Source organism: Tropicimonas sp. IMCC6043, assembly GCF_004146235.1.
Classification (GTDB): domain Bacteria; phylum Pseudomonadota; class Alphaproteobacteria; order Rhodobacterales; family Rhodobacteraceae; genus Tropicimonas.
Genome location: NZ_SELO01000013.1, coordinates 1 through 19745, shown reverse-complemented (window position 1 = coordinate 19745; position 19745 = coordinate 1). Strand labels below are relative to the sequence as shown.

Here is a 19745-nt window from a genome sequence, read left to right as displayed (position 1 = left end):
GGCCGCCGGCGGGTTGGCCGGCGGCGCAACGGAAAGGCCGTTCCCGGCCTTCCCGCCCGATGAGGGTATCAGTAACCGAGACCCTTTTTCATCTCGTAGATGGCCTGGTTGTCGTCATCCGCGGTATAGAGCCGGGATTCGGTCTGCACCCATTTCGGCGGCATGGTGCCGTCTGCCCAGTAGGCGTCGAGGATGTCGAAGGCCGGGCCGGCCATGTTCGGCGTCAGTTCGACCGTCGCGTTGGCCTCGCCATTGGCAATCGCCAGGTGCATGTCGGGCACGGCGTCGATGGCAACGACGAGGATGTCATCGCCGGGCGTCGCGCCGGCTTCCTTGATCGCCTGGATGGCGCCGACGGCCATGTCGTCGTTATGGGCATAGAGCGCGCAGATGTTCTCGGCACCTTCCGCCTTGAGGAAGCTTTCCATCACGACCTTGCCCTGGGCGCGGGTGAAGTCGCCGGTCTGGCTGCGAACGATGGTGATGTTCGGCGCGTCGGCGATGGCCTTCTCGAAGCCGGCCTTGCGGTCGATGGCGGGCGACGAGCCCGTCGTGCCCTGAAGTTCGACCACGCGGCATTCCTCGCTGCCCACGGCGTCGACCAGCCACTTGCCGGCGACTTCGCCCTCGTAGACCGTGTCGGAGGTGACGGCGGTCATGTAGAGATCGTCCGAGGCGTCGACCTTACGGTCGAGCAGGATCACCGGGATCTCGGCGTCCTGGGCTTCTTCCAGAACCGAATCCCAGCCGGTCGCGACGACGGGTGCAAGCAGGATCGCGTCGACGCCCTGCGCGATGAAGCTGCGCAGTGCCTTGATCTGGTTTTCCTGTTTCTGCTGGGCGTCGGCGAATTTCAGGTCGATGCCACGCTCTTCGGCCTGTTGCTTGGTGACGGTGGTTTCCGCCGCCCGCCAGCCGGACTCGGAGCCGATCTGCGAGAAGCCGACGGTCTTGTCGGCGGCCGAAGCAATAGCCGGCGCAAGGGCCATGGCCGAAATGAGTAGTGCTGTCTTGAGTTTCACGTTTGCCTCCCTAATGCAAAGTCCTCCAACGTCGAATAAGTATGATTTTTGAACTGCGGTAAATGGACGATCCTGTCCCAGACATGGCCGATCGATTTGTACCGCGCGATGCGGCTGCGCGCCCGGCGCAGCGGAGTGGAGCCTGCCACATCGCCGGTTCGACCTGCCCGTTCCGCGCAGGATTCATTCCCCACCACGACGCGATAGAGGTGCATTGGCAGCATCCGCAATCCTTGCTTCAGGCCTCCGCTTGCTGCGGCAAGAACGCCTTGGTCCCGGCGGAGCAACCGCCGGCAGGTCGCGGCCGCTCCAAGTCGAGTCGGGGGTCCGGAAGGACGATCTCCGGCGACAACCGATGGGGCGCGGCGGCAACGTTTTACCCATTTCGCCAGGTCTCGATTGAGGCGCAGAGGGCTTGATGCCATCGTGAGAAAAAACGAGGCAGGACAAATGAAATCTATGAAATACGAACTCGCGGGTTTCGCGGGGCTTCTGGGTCTTTTGGCCGTCTTCATGGCCCTTCCAGGCGGGGAAATGGAGCGGGAAACGCTGAAATCCGTGGCCAGCGGCCTGACTCAGGATCGCGCCTACGGCCCCAGGTAGCAGCAGAATCACATTGCAGGTCTGGTCACGTCCATCACTGCGCAGGTTATTCGGCGGTGGCGCGATGACAGCTGCGACGACCGCTTCGTCAAGCGGCCCCACGCATGAGTCCGCAGCTGACCAGTCGCGCAACATCGCGGTCCGATGGCCTGAGCAGGACCGGGAGAGCGCAGCGAGTCGTCGAAGGTGGACGCGTTTCGAACTCGCCCAGGTTTCGTGCCGCCTGGACAGAGGCGGCGCGCGTCGGGTCAGGTGAATCCAACTGCCGCCCTTGATCGACCCATTTTGATTTTGCCTGCCGCGCCGGAGCTGTACTGTTGTGACATTCAATCCGGACGGGGACTCGCGATGACACAGAGCGTTGCGTTCAGGCGGGCGGCGTGGATCTTCGACATGGAGATTTCGGTGCCTGATCATTTCTGCGAAACAATGCTGCGCCAGTCGGAGGCCGGACAGGATGGGATCGTGCATTCCGCGGGCGTTCGGAAGAGGCGCGCCGACGCGGGTCCGGTCAGGCCCGGTCGGGGCTGCGAGAGGCATTGCTTCGGCACTCAATGGGACGCGCCGTTGCGACATCGTCGCGCTGGCGGCGCTTGCCGGAGATCCGTCTACTCCGGCCGATTGCCGTGACGCTACACCGGCTTGACCGGATTAGACACATGAGCGCGGGTGCCGGTGCCCGCTGACAGGAGACACCGAAATGACCGATTCAGGCAGCCTCATGGCCGACCCCCCGGCACATGCCGACATTCTGGCCGCCGCGGGGTTGACCGAAGCGGAACTGTGGGGCGGCACGCTGTCCGTGACTTCGCCGATCGACGGCGCCGAGATCGCGCGCGTTACCGAGACCGACCCGGGCGAGATGCCGGCAGTGATCGCCCGCGCCCAAACGGCCTTCCGGGACTGGCGCAACCTGCCCGCTCCGCGCCGCGGCGAATTGGTGCGGCTCCTCGGCGAGGAGTTGCGCGCCGCGAAGGAGGCGCTCGGGGCGCTGGTGACGCTCGAGGTCGGCAAGATCGCCTCCGAGGGCCTTGGCGAAGTGCAGGAGATGATCGACATCTGCGACTTCGCTGTCGGTGTCTCGCGGCAGCTCTACGGGCTCACCATCGCCTCCGAGCGTCCCGGCCACCGGATGAGCGAGACATGGCACCCGCTCGGCCCGGTGGGCGTGATCTCGGCTTTCAACTTCCCCGTCGCGGTCTGGTCCTGGAACACCGCTCTGGCGCTGGTCTGCGGCGACCCGGTGATCTGGAAGCCGTCGGAAAAGACCCCGCTGACCGCGATGGCCTGCATGAAGATCCTCGGCCGCGCCATCGCCCGTTTCGGCGCGGATGCTCCCGAGGGCCTGGTGCAACTGGCGATCGGAGGTGCCGAGGTCGGGGCGGCGCTGGTCGAAAGCCCGGATGTCCCGGTGATCTCGGCCACCGGCTCGACTCGCATGGGCGCGGTTGTGGGGCCCAGGGTGATGGCCCGCTGGGGACGGTCGATCCTCGAGCTTGGCGGCAACAACGCCATGATTGTTGCGCCCTCGGCCGATCTCGACATGGCGGTGCGGGCCATCGTCTTTTCCGCTGTGGGCACGGCGGGCCAGCGCTGCACCTCGCTGCGCCGGCTGATCGTGCATGAGAGCATCCGCGAGGATCTGCTGGCCCGGCTCAAGTCGGCCTATGCAAGCCTGCCGGTCGGTGATCCGCGCAAGGCCGGCACGCTGATCGGGCCGCTTGTGGACAAGGTTGCGCTCGACGCGATGCAGGCCGCGCTTGAACGGGCTCGCGCCGAGGGCGGCATCGTGCATGGCGGCGCTCCGGTCACGGATGCCGTGCCCGGCGGCGCCTATGCCGCGCCGGCACTGGTCGAAATGCCCGGCCAGACCGAGACCGTCCGGACCGAGACCTTCGCGCCGATCCTCTACGTCATGTCCTACCGCGATCTCGACGCGGCCATCGCCTTGCAGAACGGCGTGCCTCAGGGGCTCAGCTCCTGCATTTTCACGCTGAACCTGCGCGAGGCAGAGGCGTTCCTCTCGGCGGTCGGTTCGGATTGTGGCATCGCCAATGTCAATATCGGGCCCTCGGGCGCTGAGATCGGCGGGGCGTTCGGCGGCGAGAAGGAGACTGGCGGCGGGCGCGAGAGCGGCTCGGACGCCTGGAAGGGATACATGCGCCGTCAGACCAGCACCGTGAACTTCTCCGCCGACCTGCCGCTTGCCCAGGGTGTCAGGTTTGACCTCTAGGGCGGACACCGGCCTCTGGGGCGTCAGCACGACCGAGTGGGTGACCACCCGGCCTCTCGACCGTGATCTCGATGTCAACCTTGTGGTGATCGGCGGCGGTTATACCGGCTGCTCGGCCGCGCTGGAGGCGGCCCGTTCGGGCGCGTCGGTGGCGCTGCTGGAAGCGAAGTTCATCGGTCATGGCGGCTCCGGACGCAATGTGGGGCTGGTCAATGCCGGGCTCTGGCTGCCGCCGGACGCGATTCTGCGCCAGATGGGCGAGTCAGCCGGAATGCGTCTTCTGGAAGATCTCGGGAAGGGCCCCGAGGCGGTCTTCCGGATCATCGAGCGCGAGGCGATCGAGTGCGAGCCGGTCCGCGCCGGCACCCTGCATCTGGCGCATTCCGCCGCCGGGCGCGCGGATCTCGAGGACCGCTATCGGCAAGGCAACCGCATCGGAGCGCCGCTGCGGCTGCTCGATGCGGACGAAACAGCACGGCGCACCGGCACGCGGCGTTTCCACGGCGCGCTGTTCGACCCGCGGGCTGGCACGATCCAGCCGCTGGCCTATTGCCAGGGCCTTGCCCGCGCGGCGCAGGCAAAGGGGGCGCATCTCTTCGAGGCGTCGCCGGCAGACGGCGTCGTTCGGGACGGCGATCGGTGGCGGGTCTCGGCCAACGGGCATGACGTCCGCGCCGCGGCGCTGCTTGTGGCGACCAATGCCTATCCGCGTTTTGTGACCGGGCTCGCACAGGCGCGTTTCTCCGTCGTCACCTATGGCCAGTTTGCCACCGAGCCCTTGCCGGACGACATGCGTGCGCAAATCCTGCCGGACGGCGAAGGTTGCTGGGACACCGCGATGGTGATGTCCTCGTTCCGGGTCGACCGGGCCGGCCGCCTGATCCTCGGTGGTATGGGCAGCGCCGGCGGCCCCGCGGGGGCCATCCACGGCGCCTGGGCCCGGCGCAAGCTGCGCGAGGTCTTTCCCGCGCTTGCCGGGGTCCCCTTCGCGCATCGCTGGCACGGACGGATCGCCATGACCGCGGACCACATTCCGAAAGTGCTGCGGATCGGGCCGCGCGCCTGTGCGGTCTTCGGCTATTCCGGGCGGGGGATCGCGCCGGGAACGGTCTTCGGAACCTCCGCGGCCCGAGCGTTGCTGAACGACCAGCCCGATGCGTTCCCGATTCCGGTGCAGGACGCCTATTCAGAGCGGTTCACCGCCGCCAGAACCGCATTCTTCGAGTTTGGCGCGGCCGTCGCCCATGCGGTCGACCCTCTCCGGTAGACCGGCTGTCGCCCGTCAGTCGCGATCGCGGGTCGAGGCGGGACGGGCAGGGCGTCGGGCGCTACACCGCGAGAGGACGTTGGTCTGCCATTCCCATGGAAAGAAGCAGCGGTCGGTTCGCCTGTTGCTGCCGGAACGACGCCTTGTCGGACAAGCCGCGCCAGTTGGCGAGGATCAGGGATTGCGCGACCGCGCCGCCAAGCGTCGTGCCCGGGCCGGGCACGATGAAGATGTCCGGGGCGAACTCGCGGGCGGCGACGGTGATGGCCCGGGTAAAATCGTAGGTCTCGGTCACCTGTTGGCCGAACGTGTATTCCCAGAGCTCCGTCAGGTCCGACGCGCCGGGCCACCAGATTGCGCCGCGGCCGTCGATTAGTGGCAGATCCGGTTGCGAGAAGAGCGACTGTGGCAGGGCTGCCCGCCCGCGCGCCGCAACAGGCGCTTGCAGTGCGCTGTGGAAGGCCGCGTGGTTGGCAAGGCGCATCGGGAAGCGCCCTTGCGTCGGCGCGATTTCGGCCTCGAAGGCATTGAGCCCGGCCGCGTTTCCGGCCAGGATCAGCATGCCGCCCAGGTCGATCGACAGGCGCAGCACATGGTCCGCCCGCCGGTCGATCTCGGCAACCTGTGCAAGAAGCGCCGCGCGCCGATCCGGCAGCGGGCGCCAGTTATCCTCCATCCAGGGATACACCGTCTGCCCGCCGATCCGCGCCTCCTGCATCAGCGTGCCCATGGTGTTGCTCACCCGGAATCCCGCATCCGCGGTGAGCGCCCCGCCGCAGGCCAGCGCGGTGTACCAACCCATGGAGTTGCCGGTCACCGCGACGATTTCGATCCGGTCGCGGTCGATTGACAGGACGTCGCCGTAGCTCGCGGCATAGATCAGGGCCGAGGCGTTGTCGCCGCGTCCATGTGTCGACGCTGAAAACTGCGCGGCCCCGTCGAGCGCCGTGAGACTGTCCTGCCCGGCCTCGCGGCGCAGCGCGTCGAAGCGGTCAAGAAGCGCGGCGTCCGGAAAGTTCCGGTCAAGATAGCCCAGTTCCGACCTGTTGTAGGTGCCGCGGCCGGGGCAGACGATGACGGCGGTCGTCACGGCCGGCCCTCCACCAGTCTCTGCGCGGCCTCGGCGATGCTGTCGGCCGATGGCATCGTGGCGGCATAGGCCGGGCCCGTGGCGATGAAACTGTCCTCGGCGGTCAGGCGGGCAAGCCGTGCCTCCACCGTCTCGTGGAAATGCGCCATCAGGCCCTCGGCCACGCCGCCGGAATGGCGCGTCTCGTCCACGATGAGGATGTTCCGACATCCTCGGACGGCCTCGGTCAGCGCGGCTTTCGGCAGAGGCGACAGCCAGCGGATATCGACGATGCGCGCATCGATCCCGGCGGCGGTGAGCCGCGGCAGCGCCTGGTTGGAGAGATACACGCCGTTGCCGAAGGTGACCATGGCCAGGTCCGTGCCGTCGCCCTCGATGCCGACCTCGCCCAGGGCCAGCGTCTCGGACGGGTCCGGATAGAGGCACATCCATCCGCCGTCCTTCTCCTCGAGGAGGTCGCGCATCGAGTAGAGCGCGATCGGCTCAAGGAAAACCACGACCCGTTGCTCCTCGCGCGCCAGCCGCACGCATTCGCGCAGCATTCGTGCGGCATCCGCGCCGCGCGACGGCACGGCGAGGACGAGACAGGGAATGTCGCGCAGCACGGCAACCGAGTTGTCGTTGTGGAAATGTCCGCCAAAGCCCCTCTGGTAGCCCAGCCCGGCGATGCGGACCACCATCGGGTTGGTGTACTGGCCCCGGGAAAAGAACGGCAGCGTCGCCGCCTCGCCACGCAACTGGTCCTCGGCATTGTGCAGATAGGCGAGGAACTGGATCTCCGGAATCGGCGTAAAGCCGTTCTGTGCCATGCCGATGGCGAGGCCGAGAATGCTCTGCTCGTCGAGCAGTGTGTCGATCACCCGGTCCGGACCGAAGCGTTGCCGAAGTCTCTGGGTGACGCCATAGACGCCACCCTTGCGTCCCACGTCTTCACCCATCAACACGATCTCGGAATGCGCCAGCATCAGGTCTGTGAGCGCCCAGTTGATCTGGCGCGACATCGGCTGCGGCTCCGTCATCGCCGCGATGTCCGAACCGAAGATCTCGGATCGGAGCGCGTCCGAGGGCCCGTTGCTCGGCGCGCAGGAGCGCCGCGGCGGGATCAGACTCGCCATGACGTCCGCCGCGGTCTTCAACCGCGGTCTCTTGACGGCCTCCTCGGCGATCCGGTCGACGCGTGCCGTCGTGGCATCGTAGATATCGAGCGCCTCGGCCGGCGAGATGACCTTGGCGGCGCCGAGCAGGCGCACCGAATGCAGCAGCGGATCGTTGGCCTCGTCCGCCTCGACCTCGGCCCTGGGCAGGTAACTCGTCGCGACATCGGCACCGGCGTGACCGTAGAGCCGCACCGTGCGGACATGCAGGAAGGCGGGTTTTCGGAAGGTCCGCACATAGGCGGCGGCGTCCAGCGCCGTGGCATAGGTGTCGTAGATGTCGAGCCCGTCGCAGGCGAAATACCGAATTCCCGGACGGTTGGCGAAGCTGGCCGCGATCCAGCCTTCTGGCGTCTTGGTGGAAATGCCGATGCCGTTGTCCTCGCAGCAGAACAGAAGCGGCAGGGGGACGGACTGGAACGCCGTCCAGCCGGCGGTATTGAAGGCGCCCTGCGCCGTTGAGTGGTTGGCGGAGGCGTCGCCGAAGCTGCAATAGACGATGGCATCGTCGGGCAGACTGGCGTGCTCCGGTCGCCTGCGTCGCGCCGCGCCGATGGCATAGGCGGCGCCCACCGCCTTGGGCAGGTGGCTGGCGATGGTCGAGGTCTGCGGCGGGATGTTCAGCGCCTTCGAGCCCAGAACCTTGTGCCGGCCGCCGGAGATCGGGTCTTCGGAGGAACAGGCGAAGGACAGTAGCATGTCCCAGGCCATGGTCTGGCCCGGCACCTGCTCGGCGCGCTGGATCTGGAAGGCGGCGTCGCGGTAATGCAGGAAGGCCGGGTCGGTCGGCCGCAGCGCCGCCGCAACCGCCGCCAGCCCTTCGTGCCCCGAGGAGCCGATGGTGTAGAAGCCCTGGCCGGCGGCCTGCATCGCCCGGCTCTTGCGGTCCAGCGCCCGGCTCAGGCAGCCGGACCGGAAGACCGAGACCGCCCGGGCTGAGTCGAGCGGCCCGCGCGGGGCGGCGCCCTGCGGCAGGTCCGCCGCCGCGACCCGGCGCCTGAAATTGTCGTGGACAATGGCGCAGCGATCCATCTTCCGGCCCTCAGAAGAATGCCTGAAGGCCGGTCTGCGCCCTGCCAAGGATCAGCGCATGGATATCATGCGTTCCCTCATAGGTGTTCACGGTCTCCAGGTTGATCATGTGGCGGATCACCTGGAATTCGCCCGAGATGCCGTTGCCGCCATGCATGTCGCGAGAAGCCCGGGCGATTTCCAGCGCCTTGCCGCAATTGTTGCGCTTGATGAGCGAGATCATCTCCGGCGCCATCTGGCCCTCGTCGAACAGCCGCCCGACCCGGAGGGCCGCCTGGAGCCCGAGCGCGATCTCGGTCTGCATGTCGGCGAGCTTCTTCTGGAAGAGCTGAGTCTGCGCCAGCGGCCGGCCAAACTGAACCCGGTCGCGCCCGTATTGAAGGCTGCGCTGCCAGCAATCCTCCGCCGCCCCCAGCACGCCCCAGGCGATGCCGTAGCGCGCGCGGTTCAGGCAGCCGAATGGCCCCTTGAGCCCCTCGACGCCGGGCAGCAACGCGTCTTCGCCGACCTCCACGCGGTCCATGACGATCTCGCCGGTGACCGATGCGCGCAGGCTCAGCTTCCGGGCGATCTTCGGCGCGGACAGGCCCTTCATGCCCTTCTCCAGCACGAATCCCCGGATCTTGCCGCCATGCGCCTCGGACTTTGCCCAGACTACGAAAACATCTGCGATCGGACTGTTGGTGATCCACATCTTAGACCCAGTGAGCACATAGCCGCCCGCGACCTTCTCGGCGCGGGTCTTCATGCTGCCGGGGTCGCTGCCGGCATCTGGTTCGGTCAGGCCGAAACAGCCGATCCACTCCCCGGTGGCGAGCTTCGGCAGGTATTTCTGCCGCTGCGCCTCGCTGCCGTAGGCGTGGATCGGATACATCACCAGCGAGCTTTGCACCGACATCATCGAGCGATAGCCGCTGTCGATCCGCTCCACTTCCCGGGCCACTAGCCCGTAGGAGACATAGCCCGCGCCGATCCCGCCATATTCCTCGGGGATCGTGACGCCCAGCAGACCCTGTGCGCCCATTTCGGAAAAGATCGCCGGATCGGTCGTCTCGGTCTCGAAAGCGTCGGTGACCCGCGGCGCCAGCAGGTCGCTGCAAAACGCCCTGGCCGCTTCGGCAAGCAGTCGTTCCTCCTCGGTAAGTTGCTGCTCCAGAAGCAGCGGGTCGAGCGGGGCAAAACTGGAACCAGACATCACGGCCTTCCTTCATTGGCTCTGAACGCCCGATCGCGCGGCACGATGGAACGCTTTTCCTGTCGGGGTATAGCTTTTCCGGAACTGTGAGAAACAGGAATGTTGCCTGGTGCCGGGAGAAAGTCACGGGACACCGCCGCGCCGCATTCGCCCGTCGACTCGGGTGCAGCGGGGTCGGAGGGCCACCGAGCGATGGCGCATCCCACCGGTCGCGGGTTCCGATCCTTCCGGCGGTCGCCGCCCGTATATTGGACCGGAGATTCAATGCCGTGACGATAATCGTTCGCGACGGCGGGATCTCCGTGTCGCCGGGTCCCTGTGGGTCGCTATCTGGCCGGACAGTTGCGTCCTGCGCAGAGCGGGGATCTGCACGGGAGCATGCCGTTTTCGCATTCTGGTCTTTTGGGAGGCCTGACGTTGGATTATCTCTCAGGAAAACAACCGGGAATCGTCGCTTTGGACCAGGCTGTGAAGTATCGGGTGACAGGAATGGACTGCCCTTCCTGTGCGGCGAAGATCGAAAAGGCGGTGAGGTCCGCCGGTGTCGAGACCCCGACGATTTCGACGGCCACGCAAATCCTCACATTGCAGGTCGCTCTCGATGACAGGCGCCTTTCGGATGTCGAGCATGCCGTGACGGATGCCGGGTATCACCTCGAGCGTTTGCTGCCAGACGCCTCCGGCGATCCGCGAGAAGCCCGGCCGCATCTCTCGGCCGGATACAGGCGGGCGCTCTGGATCGTCGTCGCTCTCAATGTGGGCTACGGAATAATCGAGATGATCGGAGGTTTCCTCGCCGGCTCTCAGGCATTGAAAGCGGACGCCCTCGACTTCCTCGGTGACGGCTTGATCACGCTTCTCGGTGTGCTGGCAATTGGCTGGAGCCTGCTCTGGCGCGCACGCTCCGCCCTCATCCAGGGCCTGTTCCTCGGGGCGCTCGGATTGGGGGTGATCGCCAACACGGTCTGGAGACTGTTCGCGCAACAGCAGGTCGAGGCCGAGCTCATGGGCATGGTTGCCCTCGTCGCTCTCGCGGTGAATGTCGCGGCCGCGATGGTTCTGGTCCCGCACCGCGCCGGAGACGCGAATGTGCGCGCGGTCTGGCTGTTCTCGCGCAACGACGCCATCGGAAATGCCGCCGTCGTTGCGGCTGCGGTGCTCGTCGCGCTGACCGGAACGTCCTGGCCCGATCTCATCGTGGCCTTTGCCATCGCGGCGCTCTTTCTCCACTCCTCGTTGGTGATTGTCCGCGATGCGCTGAAGGATATCGCCCTCGGACGATCGCGGGACTGATCCGACAGACTATCAGAGCCGGTCGTGTCCATTCCGACTCCTTCCGGAATCCCACGAGTGAAAAAGCTGGCCCGGTACCGTTGTCTTTGGGCTCAATCCACCTGAACTGGAGGATCAATCGTTTCCAGCCGCCTTCGTCTTGCTGGAGCGCCCCGGATCAAGTTCCGTACCCTCAGATCCGTTTCCCTTGCCGTTGTTCGGATTGATCTTGCCCGATGGATTGGTTGAGGTGACAGCGGGAGCGGTCGTTGCCGGTTCTGGTGCGGGCTGCGGCGAAGATGTGGTCGACGATACCGACGCGTCTTCACGCGTGGATCGCGACGATGCGGTCGGAGCCGGAGTCGCAGATTCGGGCACCGAGGCTCGCGCCGGCTCTGGCGTTCGAGTGGACGGTGGAGATGATGGGGACGCGGTCTGGCTCGGCCTTTGCGGGCTCGCGCTGCTCTTCAACCTCGGCGCAGCACTGTCCGCGTCTCGTCGAATGAAACCGATCACTTCGGTTTCAACACGCCGGTTAAGCCTCTCTCTTCCGTCGGTCTTGACCTTGGGGCGCTCCTCCCCGAGCGAGACCATCGCAATCAGGCGGCTTTCTTGCACGCCTTGCGCGACGAGAAAGGACAACGCGGCTTCCGCGCGACGCATGCCCAACCGACGATTGAGCGCGGTGTCTCCGACCTTGTCAGCGTGACCGGTCACGCTGAATTTCACGTCGTCATGTCGATTTATCCAGTTTGCCTGAATCCGCAGCCTGCGCTTGGCCTCGGTGTCGAGGGCTGCAGAGCCAAAGTCGAAATATATCGTTTCCGGTGTCGCCGCCCGAAACTGCGCCGCCAACTCGCCGGTTGATCTTCCTGAGCTGACGTAAGGAGACGTGCGCGTCCGGGTGGCTGTGCCCTCCGGGGTGCAGGACGCCAGGAGCATCGCGCCAAGGGCGGCAAGGCAGGTCATGACAGGAGCGTTCAAAGCAGAAGCCTTTAGTCAAATTGTCGGTGACAAGAACAACTATGCAGCGAAAGGCGGCGCCAATTTGGCGACTCGACGCAGTCGGCCCACAAATTTGTCGTATTTCTTGCGCCGCGGCTTCATTCGAGTGGTGTTCCCCCCGCAGCCGAGCCTGCAGGAGACCGTTGCCACTGTATGAGCACCGCGATCGAAGTCCGACCAATGGTCCCGGGCATCCTGCGTCTTCTGGCGCGGCGGCGCTGAACTCACGTCTGCTCTGGCGAACGCGCCAACATCGAGCGCACATGGTTCAACTGGTTTGATACCCGGTCGACGCCAAGGTCCCCGCCGATTGTCGTTGCTGGGTCGGAGGGCTTTCAGAGTCAAGTCCGTCTGATCGGAGAATCTGGCCTACGGCAGTTTCCCGCGCCCAGAGAAACAGCGATTGGGCGCCCAAAAGGAGATCTGCCGCCACCGAATGCTGCCATTCATTCACTCATGCATCGCTTGTGCCGAAGCCGTCCATGGGGCCTCCAAACAGCGAAAGTGCATCTTCTGTCAGGAATTTGGCCGATCTGTGATATCCTCTAGCGATAACAGGGGGGAACGAAAATGACTGCCAAGACGCCAGGCGAACTTCGTGACCAGGTTCACGGAGCGGTAATTGCACGCGAAGACGACGGCTACGACGAGGCCCGACGCGTTCACAATGGCATGATCGACAAGCGGCCGGCGGTGATCGTTCGCGTGGCCAATGCCGGCGATGTCATGACGGCCGTGAGATATGCAGCCGACAACAACCTGAAGCTTGCAATCCGGGGCGGAGGGCACAGCGGACCCGGCTTCGGAACCGTCGACGACGGCGTCGTCATCGACTTCTCGGGTATGCGCGGAGTGAGAGTCGACCCGAAAGCCCGAACCGCGCGCGCGGAGCCAGGCGTGACCTGGGGAGACATCAACGCCGCGACCCATGCGTTCGGCCTCGCGACGCCCGGCGGAATCATCTCGACGACGGGAATAGCAGGCCTGACACTCGGCGGCGGGGTCGGGTACCTCACCCGCGGCTACGGTCTCTCGGCGGACAACTTGATCTCGGTCGACGTGGTCACCGCCGACGGCGAGATGTTGATCGCAAGCGAGGACGAGAACGCTGATCTATTTTGGGCGCTGAGAGGCGGCGGCGGAAATTTCGGCGTTTGCACCTCCTTCGAATACCGGCTGCACCCGGTCGATACCGTCTACTGGGGGCCGATGTTCTACGAAGTCTCCGAGACCGAAAACATCCTGAAATTCTTCCGGGAATACATCAAGGACGCGCCGGAACAGATGGGCGGGTTTCCCGCATTCCAGGTCGCACCACCGCTGCCGTTCATCCCCGAGGACCGTCACGGCGACATGTTCGTGGCCATCGTCGCCTGCTGGGCGGGCGACCCGGCGGAGGGTGAAAAGATGTTCAAGGCCTTTCACGACGTCGCGGAGGTCAAGGCCGAACATGTCGGCCCAGTCCCGTTCCCGGCGATCAACGCTGCCTTCGACGGCCTTTTCCCGAGGGGTATCCGGCAATACTGGAAGGGCAACTACGTCAAGGAACTCACCGACGCAGCCATAGCCGAGCATGTGAGCCATGGGCCGAATGCTCCAGGAGTCAGCGCCTCGATGCATCTCTATCCGATCAACGGAGCTTGTCACCGCGTCGCATCTGACGCCACCGCCTTCGGGCATCGCGACGCCAATTTCGCGATGGTGATGCTGGCAGCCTCGAATGACGCAGCGGACGACGAGCGCAACATCAAGTGGGTGCGCGACTATTCCGACGCGCTGGCGCCTCATTCGGAGCAGGGCGGCTACATCAACTTCATGGACGACGACGACGGCGGTCGGGTGAAGGCGAACTACGGCGCAAACTATGATCGGCTTCTCTCGATCAAACGCAAATACGATCCCGGCAACCTGTTCAGGGTAAACCAGAACATCGCGCCGTAACCCGACGCGGCGAGTCGCGGCGGACTTTTGCTCCAGCAAAGTCTTCCGCGATCCCAAACTGAATGGACGGTCCGCATGGTCCAAAGGATCCGCGGACATGTGGTAACGCTTGGCCAGCTTGCCGGTCGGCAGAGCTTGTACCCGTGCAACCGTGGTTCGCAGGCTTGATCCGCACTCCGACTTCAGGATTGTGCTCTCTGTTCGGATGTCGGTCATTGGCTTCGCATTTGATCCGACCGAAAGTCTGGTTCCGCAGAACCGTCCTGAGTGTGCGCCGCCGATGTCCGCTTCTCACTCGTTTTTCTGGCGGATAAACCAAGAAGAGACTGCTGCGTTTCCAACGAAGGTCTGATTGGTCGGCAAGCTCGTCGTTCAGAAGCAAGTCGTCCCAACGATTGGGCGCATCACTGCCAAGGGCTCCGATACCCACGGTAAACGGAAAGTGTCCGGTGAACCCGACCTGCCGGTTTTTCTCCTTGCCGGATGATGCCGAAAGCACGTTCATACCTCGTCCATGGATTTGGGTAAACGGACGACATTTCAGCTGCGCATTTGATGAAGCCCGTGGCTCTTGGCAGGAAATACTGGACGGTCACCGAGTCCGAACCCGGCGGGAACTCCATCGCCATTCCCATCGCGCTGATCGAAAGCGCCAAGCTGAACGACGTGAATCCGCAAGCCTGGCTGTCTTGGGAACTCGGTTGCATCGCCAATCACAAGATCATTGGTCCCAACGACGTCGTGCCGTGGAGTAACACGGCACTGGCGGCGTAACCGGGCACTTCGAAGCGGCGCCAGAACGCTCTCGCCGGACGGCTACTCGTTATCTGCCATGGCCCCTCTTTTTGAGTTGGCGGGCGCACACCGAAACATTTGAAACCAAGAATGCCTTGGCAAGACACATTTCGGAAACGGGCCCAAGTGAAATTGACGGCATCGCTTCTATACAAGGATGTCCCAGATGAGCCTTTCTTCTCAAAATATCCACGACATCCGCGCAACCTGGTCGGAGTTGGCACAGGACGCGGAAGGCACCACTGATGCTTTTTATGCGGAATTGTTCCGCATCGCCCCGGATGTACGCCCGATGTTTGCCGACACCGACCTGACCAAGCAGGGGCGCAAACTCGCCGCTGCAATCGGCCTCGTGGTTCGGCACGCAGACAACCTCGTGCCGATGGTCGCACCGCTGCGCGAGATGGGTGCGCGACATGCCGGCTACGGTGTCGAGGACAGGCATTACGATGCTGTGGGCCAGGCATTGATCGCCACGTTGCAGGCTCGCCTCGGCCCAACCTTCACCCCTGCCGCGCGCGATGCCTGGATCGCGGCCTACTCTGCTGTGGCTGGCACCATGCAAGCCGGCGCAGCGGACCTCACCCGTCAATCCGCCTGAACCCTTGGAAGGAGATCCGAAATGAAAACCAATCGATTCACTCCCGCCGAGAAGGCCACTGTCATTGGTCCATTCTGCGTCTGGCCTCGCCAAAAGGCACCACGCGCGCCGCGTCGCCAACACTGACCCGCACCATCTTCTGCGACCATCCTCTGGGCAGCAAGGATGGCGCAGATCACCTGGCCGCTGATCTCCACCTCGCTCAGTTCGAACAGGATCGCCGCGGTCGTCCGCAGCTTTGCACGCCAAACAAACGACCTGATTCAGAGTGAATAACCCCGCCATATTCATCGGGCGGGGCATCGAGCCGTGTTCGTGTCCTGATCTTGGGCTGATCTGATGTCGGCTGATGAGCGACGCCTTGCTGTCTTCGAGGTTTCCGCGAAGCACCGCGGTGACCGCGAGTACTTCAACCGGCTTTTTTACGAAATCCAACACGGGGGTTGTGAGGGATTCATGGCGTTCCTTCTTGGCTGGGAACAACCGGACACGATCGAATTGCGGAGCCCGCCCCGTACCCGGGGGCTGATGGAACAGAAGATCTCTGGGCTCCGTGGGCCTGAGCGTTGGTGGTATGAGGTGCTCTGCGAAGGGTCCCTTCCGGCGACTGATTTCGGCTTTGACGAAGCCCACTGGGAAGACGCGTCGAAGTCCGTTCGTCGTGACAGTTTTAGGCAGGCGTATCAAGCTTGGATGGCGGAGCGGCGTTATCAGGGCGAAATTGTCGGTCCCTCCGAGTTCGGCGGGATCCTGCGGGACATGTGCCCTGCAGTGAACTCGACCCGCCCCACAGAGGACGGGGATCGCATCTGGAAGTATGTTTTCCCGCCCTTGGGCGCCTGTCGGGCCGCCTTCTCCAAATACATGGGCGGAGAGGAGCAAATTAGCTGGCCCGATTAGGTTCGTTGCACCGGTGGGCTAGGTTTTTTTGGATTGGCCTGGCCCTCCGCCGCTCGAAGCTAGTTGCCAAAACAGACACGATCAGACTCCTAGTTTCAGGCATTCGGTGGCAATCTGGACGAAAAGGCCTTGGGACCGTACACCTGAACTGGCAAACCAGGCCCATGCTGGACATCCTGCGGCGCGCAGCGGATCACAGGAACCCAACTCTTGACGCCCTATCGAGCAAGTGGTTTATCGCCGTTACGTCCTGCCGTTGTAGACTTTAGATTTGGATAAATTTACCCCCAACTATCGACAAATCCTAATAGCTCGAACGGCAAGTTGGGCTCATCCCGCCGCCTGCGTGCGCCAAAGAAAAAGTACCAGTTGATTGCAAGACAAACCAAAAAAGAAGTTAGAGGAAATGGTCCGCCATCAATCACTTGTTGCACCGAGAATTTCTCTCACTCACAGGCGACTAAATCCGCTCGAAAAAATGGGGAGGAACGAGCGATGCTGGTGCCTATCGGGAAAAAAGTTTAAGCACTGCCACCTAATTCGCGAAACACTTGAGCCAATAAATGCTTTCGAGCAAGAACAAAGGATGTTTGCGGAGCTTAGAGAGGGCTACTGTTCTCTACCTAAGACTGATGGTGAAAACCCTTGCAGCTCAACAATCACGAAAGCTCACACCATACAAAAAAGAGGTGGCCTCGATACGATCGCCGAGAGCAATCATGTGCTGACTGTGAAACCTCTCATGAAAGACTTGATCCAATCAAGCGGCAACCCGAAGCCACGGAAGATCGGCCTAAATAACGCTTCGGTGTTCCCTGGGTTTTGTAGTAAACACGACTCGGAGACTTTCAAGCCTATAGAGGGGAAGTCACTTAACCTCGACACTCAATCAGCATTTCTCTTCTCTTATCGAGCCGTGGCCTATGAACGCTTCTCCAAGGAGGCGGAGGGACGCTTCATCGCAATCATGAAAGAAGTCGCTGATCGCGGGCAACCATTCTGGAAACAGGCCGCGATGCAGTCGCTTCTTTACGACGTATCTTTTGGTGTGGATCTGGGCAAACGCGAAATAAACCGAGTGAAAGAAAGTTTCGATCGGTTGTTGTTAGATGACTCCTATGAGGGCTTCCATTATTTCGCCATTCGCTTCGATCAAGTCCTACCGGTTGTTGCATGTTGTGCATTTCAGCCCGAGTTTGATCTTACGGGAGTTCGCTTACAGCAGTTAGGTCAAGATAAGGTGGAGCTCGACAACATAACAATTACGGTAACGCCGTTTGAAGGAAATACAATTGCAGTTCTTGGGTGGATTGGACCAGAGAATGGACCTGCGCGATCTCTTTCGAACTCCTTTCTTTCCATCGAAAAAGCGCGCATTGCCGATGCTCTAATACGGTTGCTATTTATTCATTCAGATAATATTTTCCTAAATCCGACTTGGTGGGACGACCTTCCCGAAAGAAACAAAGTGGCATTGAGCAATATGACCCGCAGCGGCACTCTGGCGCGCGAACGGACGGCATCAGAGTATACTAACACGTCGTTGCAGCTTTCTTCGGCGGCGGCCATAGAAACAGTAACTGGATAGGGCCGCTTCATTCTTGTGAGTTGTTGCGCTTTCGTGCGGGTATCGATGATTCCCGGAACCCGCGGCTCACTCCAAGCCGGACATTGGTGCGTTATCGGATGGTTCAAATTTTCGACCCGCACTATCCGTGCCCCAAGAGTGGGTTGCGCCCAACTCTGTTCAGTCCGAATACAATGAAAAACACCATTCTCGGAGTAGCACCATGTCGCCAAACAATCAGAGCTTCCATTCCCTGTGTAAACGGCGAACCGAAGTGATCAAGTTGATCCCAGAGGTGAAGCCGCGGCTGGCGCTCCAAGCGTTCCAGAACCTGATCTTCGAAGTAGCTATTGACGAGTACAACGGGTCGTTGGAGGTGGCCACCGAAGAGGTTTCCGGAGCAAGTGCGTCCTACATCGACGATTATGGTGGCGATCGCGAGGTAATCACACCGCATGGAGCAAAGCTACTCAAGAGGATGTTCGAGGCTGGCATGATCCCGCAGAAGCGGAAGTTATCCCCGAAAGACCTTTCTGCGCTTGATGCCTACATCGACAGTGAGGGTTCCATTCGGCAGAAGGCCATTCTGCTCGATGAGAAAGTGAAGGCGGAAAAGGAAGAAGGGGAGGCAGCTTGGCGAGCCATTGAGGCTCGCGCTGCCCACTTGGCTGAACACCCCGAAGATGCAAAGCTCGAGGAAATCAACTCCACTCTGATCGACCGCGTCTTCATAGCGAAATACGGCTACGGTCGTGGCGGTGAAATCGATCTAGCCGGATGCCGCTGTAGCAAGGTATTGGACCGCTACGTATCAAACAGTGGCAAGACCCGCAGGACAGATCCCCGGATTTCTTGGATTGACCCCGACGGAAACCAGCACGGCGATCCCAATCCTCCCGCGCCTAACCGTCGCTCGGATCCAAACAGAAACTGGGGACTTGGGCGCGAATGAGACAGACTGCCCTAAAGCTTTAGGACGAAGCCAGACATGAACTCAACCAAGATCCGCAATGCAGTACGTTGGCGTGGGATCACCTCGCTCTACCATTTCACGCCGACGATGAACCTAGAAAGCATCCTTACGCACGGACTTCTCTCTAGGACTGTTATGGAAGAGAACGAAATCGACTACGTCTATTCGGATAGCTGGCGCAAAGACGGCTATCTTAACGCTGTCTCAGTATCGATCCACGACATTAACCAGTCGATGTTTTCCAAAAAAATACGCAACTCTTCCTGCACCTGGGTCATCTTGGAAATCGACGCATCGGTGCTTTGGACCCACCCGTGTCGGTTCTGTTGGATAAACGCCGCGTCATCGGAGATCGTGAAGCATTCACGCTTTATCGGAGGGCCCTGGGCCTTCAACGAAATGTTTGCTGACCGCAGTGTAAGTATTGGCGATGAACGCTCTTTCCGCGCTGTTTTCAACACACCGGACAACATGCCCACAAGGAACGATGCCGAGGTCCAGGTTCTTTCCCCAATCGCCCCGGAATTGATCCGCGACGTGACGGTGGCGCATGACAAATACCGGTCAGCCACGGAAACCACGATGAAAGCTGCAGGACGTCTACTGCCCATCGCTATCGTTCCCGAGGCCTTCACTTAGCCGCTATTCAAGGTGTAAATGGCGATCGCTTTTTTCGGCAAACGACACCTCCGTGAAGGAAAGCTCTCAACTTGGGCGACGAGAAATTGTTGCCTCCAATCATTCAAACGGCACGGCAATGAATCGTCACCGGCTTCGAAGCTGCTGCGTTTCTCCAGTTGGGCCGACTCCGCGCAAAAAAATTCGTCGAACCGCATTCCTGCTGGTTCATTTTGCGTTGCTATGTCCGACCATGGATTGGGCTGCGTCTAACCGTTCAGTTTTGTGGTCCAGTTTCAGTCTATCCTGCATCACCAAGAGAGCCAAGTTTCTTGGGCGGGTCCAACCAGTGTCAACGGCGGTGCGATTTCCTGCCAGAGGGCAGCACAAAATCCGGCCAGTTCCAGCGTGATCGGCGCCCCGGCAGACGCGCTCCCTATGTAGCTGGCGGTTGCCGGGGCGCCTTGGTCCGCGAGG

17 protein-coding genes and 1 pseudogene are annotated in these 19745 nt (G+C 62.3%); 12 read left to right on the top strand and 6 right to left on the bottom strand.

Annotated elements, in window-relative coordinates; all coding sequences use genetic code 11:
• Positions 1-68: 68 nt before the first annotated feature.
• Together ytfQ and EU800_RS28005 are read right to left on the bottom strand one after the other, a co-directional pair.
• On the bottom strand, positions 69-1022 hold the full coding sequence (gene ytfQ / locus EU800_RS28010; RefSeq protein WP_129633108.1) for a galactofuranose ABC transporter, galactofuranose-binding protein YtfQ: 954 nt from the start codon (positions 1020-1022) through the stop codon (positions 69-71).
• Positions 1019-1237, bottom strand: a complete 219-nt coding sequence (locus EU800_RS28005) for a hypothetical protein (protein WP_129633106.1) — start codon at positions 1235-1237, stop codon at positions 1019-1021. The genes ytfQ and EU800_RS28005 overlap by 4 nt, the downstream gene beginning before the upstream one ends.
• 235 nt (positions 1238-1472) lie before the next feature.
• On the opposite strand from EU800_RS28005, the gene EU800_RS28000 reads away from it, so the two are divergent.
• The 3 genes from EU800_RS28000 to EU800_RS27990 all read left to right on the top strand — a co-directional run bounded on the left by EU800_RS28000 (position 1473) and on the right by EU800_RS27990 (position 5125).
• Entirely contained in the window at positions 1473-1625 is a 153-nt protein-coding gene (locus EU800_RS28000; protein WP_165354660.1) for a hypothetical protein, read from the top strand.
• Positions 1626-2325: 700 nt separating this feature from the next.
• The gene (locus EU800_RS27995; RefSeq protein ID WP_371685632.1) at positions 2326-3858 is read left to right on the top strand and encodes an aldehyde dehydrogenase family protein; all 1533 of its coding nucleotides are present in this window, start codon (positions 2326-2328) and stop codon (positions 3856-3858) included.
• Positions 3839-5125, top strand: a complete 1287-nt coding sequence (locus tag EU800_RS27990) for an NAD(P)/FAD-dependent oxidoreductase (RefSeq protein ID WP_371685631.1) — start codon at positions 3839-3841, stop codon at positions 5123-5125. Before EU800_RS27995 ends, EU800_RS27990 begins: the two co-directional genes overlap by 20 nt.
• A gap of 61 nt (positions 5126-5186) precedes the next feature.
• Here the strand turns inward: EU800_RS27990 and EU800_RS27985 are convergent, their stop codons facing one another.
• The 3 genes from EU800_RS27985 to EU800_RS27975 are packed head-to-tail and all read right to left on the bottom strand — an operon-like array spanning position 5187 to position 9596.
• On the bottom strand, positions 5187-6215 hold the full coding sequence (locus EU800_RS27985; protein ID WP_129633102.1) for an ACP S-malonyltransferase: 1029 nt from the start codon (positions 6213-6215) through the stop codon (positions 5187-5189).
• Positions 6212-8401: an alpha-ketoacid dehydrogenase subunit alpha/beta gene (locus tag EU800_RS27980; protein WP_129633100.1), complete on the bottom strand. Its 2190-nt coding sequence runs from the start codon at positions 8399-8401 to the stop codon at positions 6212-6214. The genes EU800_RS27985 and EU800_RS27980 overlap by 4 nt, the downstream gene beginning before the upstream one ends.
• A 10-nt stretch (positions 8402-8411) precedes the next feature.
• Positions 8412-9596 (bottom strand): acyl-CoA dehydrogenase, encoded by a 1185-nt coding sequence (locus EU800_RS27975; RefSeq protein ID WP_129633098.1) that lies wholly within the window; start codon positions 9594-9596, stop codon positions 8412-8414.
• A gap of 378 nt (positions 9597-9974) precedes the next feature.
• Between EU800_RS27975 and EU800_RS27970 the strand changes: the two genes are divergently transcribed.
• Positions 9975-10889: a cation transporter gene (locus EU800_RS27970; RefSeq protein WP_371685630.1), complete on the top strand. Its 915-nt coding sequence runs from the start codon at positions 9975-9977 to the stop codon at positions 10887-10889.
• Positions 10890-11003: 114 nt separating this feature from the next.
• Here the strand turns inward: EU800_RS27970 and EU800_RS27965 are convergent, their stop codons facing one another.
• A complete protein-coding gene (locus EU800_RS27965; RefSeq protein ID WP_165354659.1) occupies positions 11004-11723 on the bottom strand; it encodes an OmpA family protein in 720 nt (239 codons plus the stop codon).
• Between the two features lie 720 nt (positions 11724-12443).
• Here EU800_RS27965 and EU800_RS27960 point away from each other — a divergent pair.
• The 8 genes and pseudogenes from EU800_RS27960 to EU800_RS27930 all read left to right on the top strand — a co-directional run bounded on the left by EU800_RS27960 (position 12444) and on the right by EU800_RS27930 (position 19289).
• Entirely contained in the window at positions 12444-13814 is a 1371-nt protein-coding gene (locus EU800_RS27960) for an FAD-binding oxidoreductase (RefSeq protein ID WP_129633093.1), read from the top strand.
• 555 nt (positions 13815-14369) lie between these two features.
• Positions 14370-14588 carry a transposase domain-containing protein gene (locus EU800_RS27955; RefSeq protein ID WP_129633091.1) on the top strand — a complete coding sequence of 73 codons (219 nt, stop codon included), beginning with the start codon at positions 14370-14372 and terminating at the stop codon, positions 14586-14588.
• A gap of 187 nt (positions 14589-14775) precedes the next feature.
• Entirely contained in the window at positions 14776-15210 is a 435-nt protein-coding gene (locus EU800_RS27950; RefSeq protein ID WP_165354658.1) for a globin domain-containing protein, read from the top strand.
• Between the two features lie 339 nt (positions 15211-15549).
• Complete coding sequence (locus EU800_RS27945; protein ID WP_129633086.1) at positions 15550-16110, top strand: hypothetical protein; 561 nt, start codon at positions 15550-15552, stop codon at positions 16108-16110.
• Positions 16111-16516: 406 nt separating this feature from the next.
• A pseudogene (locus EU800_RS29095) lies at positions 16517-16645 on the top strand (SEC-C metal-binding domain-containing protein); the annotation flags it as partial.
• Between the two features lie 51 nt (positions 16646-16696).
• Positions 16697-17698 (top strand): hypothetical protein, encoded by a 1002-nt coding sequence (locus EU800_RS27940; RefSeq protein WP_242500569.1) that lies wholly within the window; start codon positions 16697-16699, stop codon positions 17696-17698.
• A 253-nt stretch (positions 17699-17951) separates the two neighbouring features.
• Positions 17952-18629, top strand: coding sequence for a hypothetical protein (locus EU800_RS27935; RefSeq protein ID WP_129633082.1), 678 nt, complete (start codon positions 17952-17954; stop codon positions 18627-18629).
• A 36-nt stretch (positions 18630-18665) separates the two neighbouring features.
• Positions 18666-19289, top strand: a complete 624-nt coding sequence (locus EU800_RS27930) for a DarT ssDNA thymidine ADP-ribosyltransferase family protein (protein WP_129633080.1) — start codon at positions 18666-18668, stop codon at positions 19287-19289.
• Positions 19290-19745: the final 456 nt, after the last annotated feature.

Bases quoted from the DNA above. Each gene is read 5' to 3' on its own strand.
- EU800_RS28005 (WP_129633106.1), bottom strand. From the start codon at position 1,237: ATGCACCTCTATCGCGTCGTGGTGGGGAATGAATCCTGCGCGGAACGG.
- EU800_RS28000 (WP_165354660.1), top strand. From the start codon at position 1,473: ATGAAATCTATGAAATACGAACTCGCGGGTTTCGCGGGGCTTCTGGGT.
- EU800_RS27995 (WP_371685632.1), top strand. From the start codon at position 2,326: ATGACCGATTCAGGCAGCCTCATGGCCGACCCCCCGGCACATGCCGAC.
- EU800_RS27980 (WP_129633100.1), bottom strand. From the start codon at position 8,401: ATGGATCGCTGCGCCATTGTCCACGACAATTTCAGGCGCCGGGTCGCG.
- EU800_RS27975 (WP_129633098.1), bottom strand. From the start codon at position 9,596: ATGTCTGGTTCCAGTTTTGCCCCGCTCGACCCGCTGCTTCTGGAGCAG.
- EU800_RS27970 (WP_371685630.1), top strand. From the start codon at position 9,975: ATGCCGTTTTCGCATTCTGGTCTTTTGGGAGGCCTGACGTTGGATTAT.
- EU800_RS27960 (WP_129633093.1), top strand. From the start codon at position 12,444: ATGACTGCCAAGACGCCAGGCGAACTTCGTGACCAGGTTCACGGAGCG.
- EU800_RS27955 (WP_129633091.1), top strand. From the start codon at position 14,370: ATGAAGCCCGTGGCTCTTGGCAGGAAATACTGGACGGTCACCGAGTCC.
- EU800_RS27950 (WP_165354658.1), top strand. From the start codon at position 14,776: ATGAGCCTTTCTTCTCAAAATATCCACGACATCCGCGCAACCTGGTCG.
- EU800_RS27945 (WP_129633086.1), top strand. From the start codon at position 15,550: ATGTCGGCTGATGAGCGACGCCTTGCTGTCTTCGAGGTTTCCGCGAAG.
- EU800_RS27940 (WP_242500569.1), top strand. From the start codon at position 16,697: ATGTTTGCGGAGCTTAGAGAGGGCTACTGTTCTCTACCTAAGACTGAT.
- EU800_RS27930 (WP_129633080.1), top strand. From the start codon at position 18,666: ATGAACTCAACCAAGATCCGCAATGCAGTACGTTGGCGTGGGATCACC.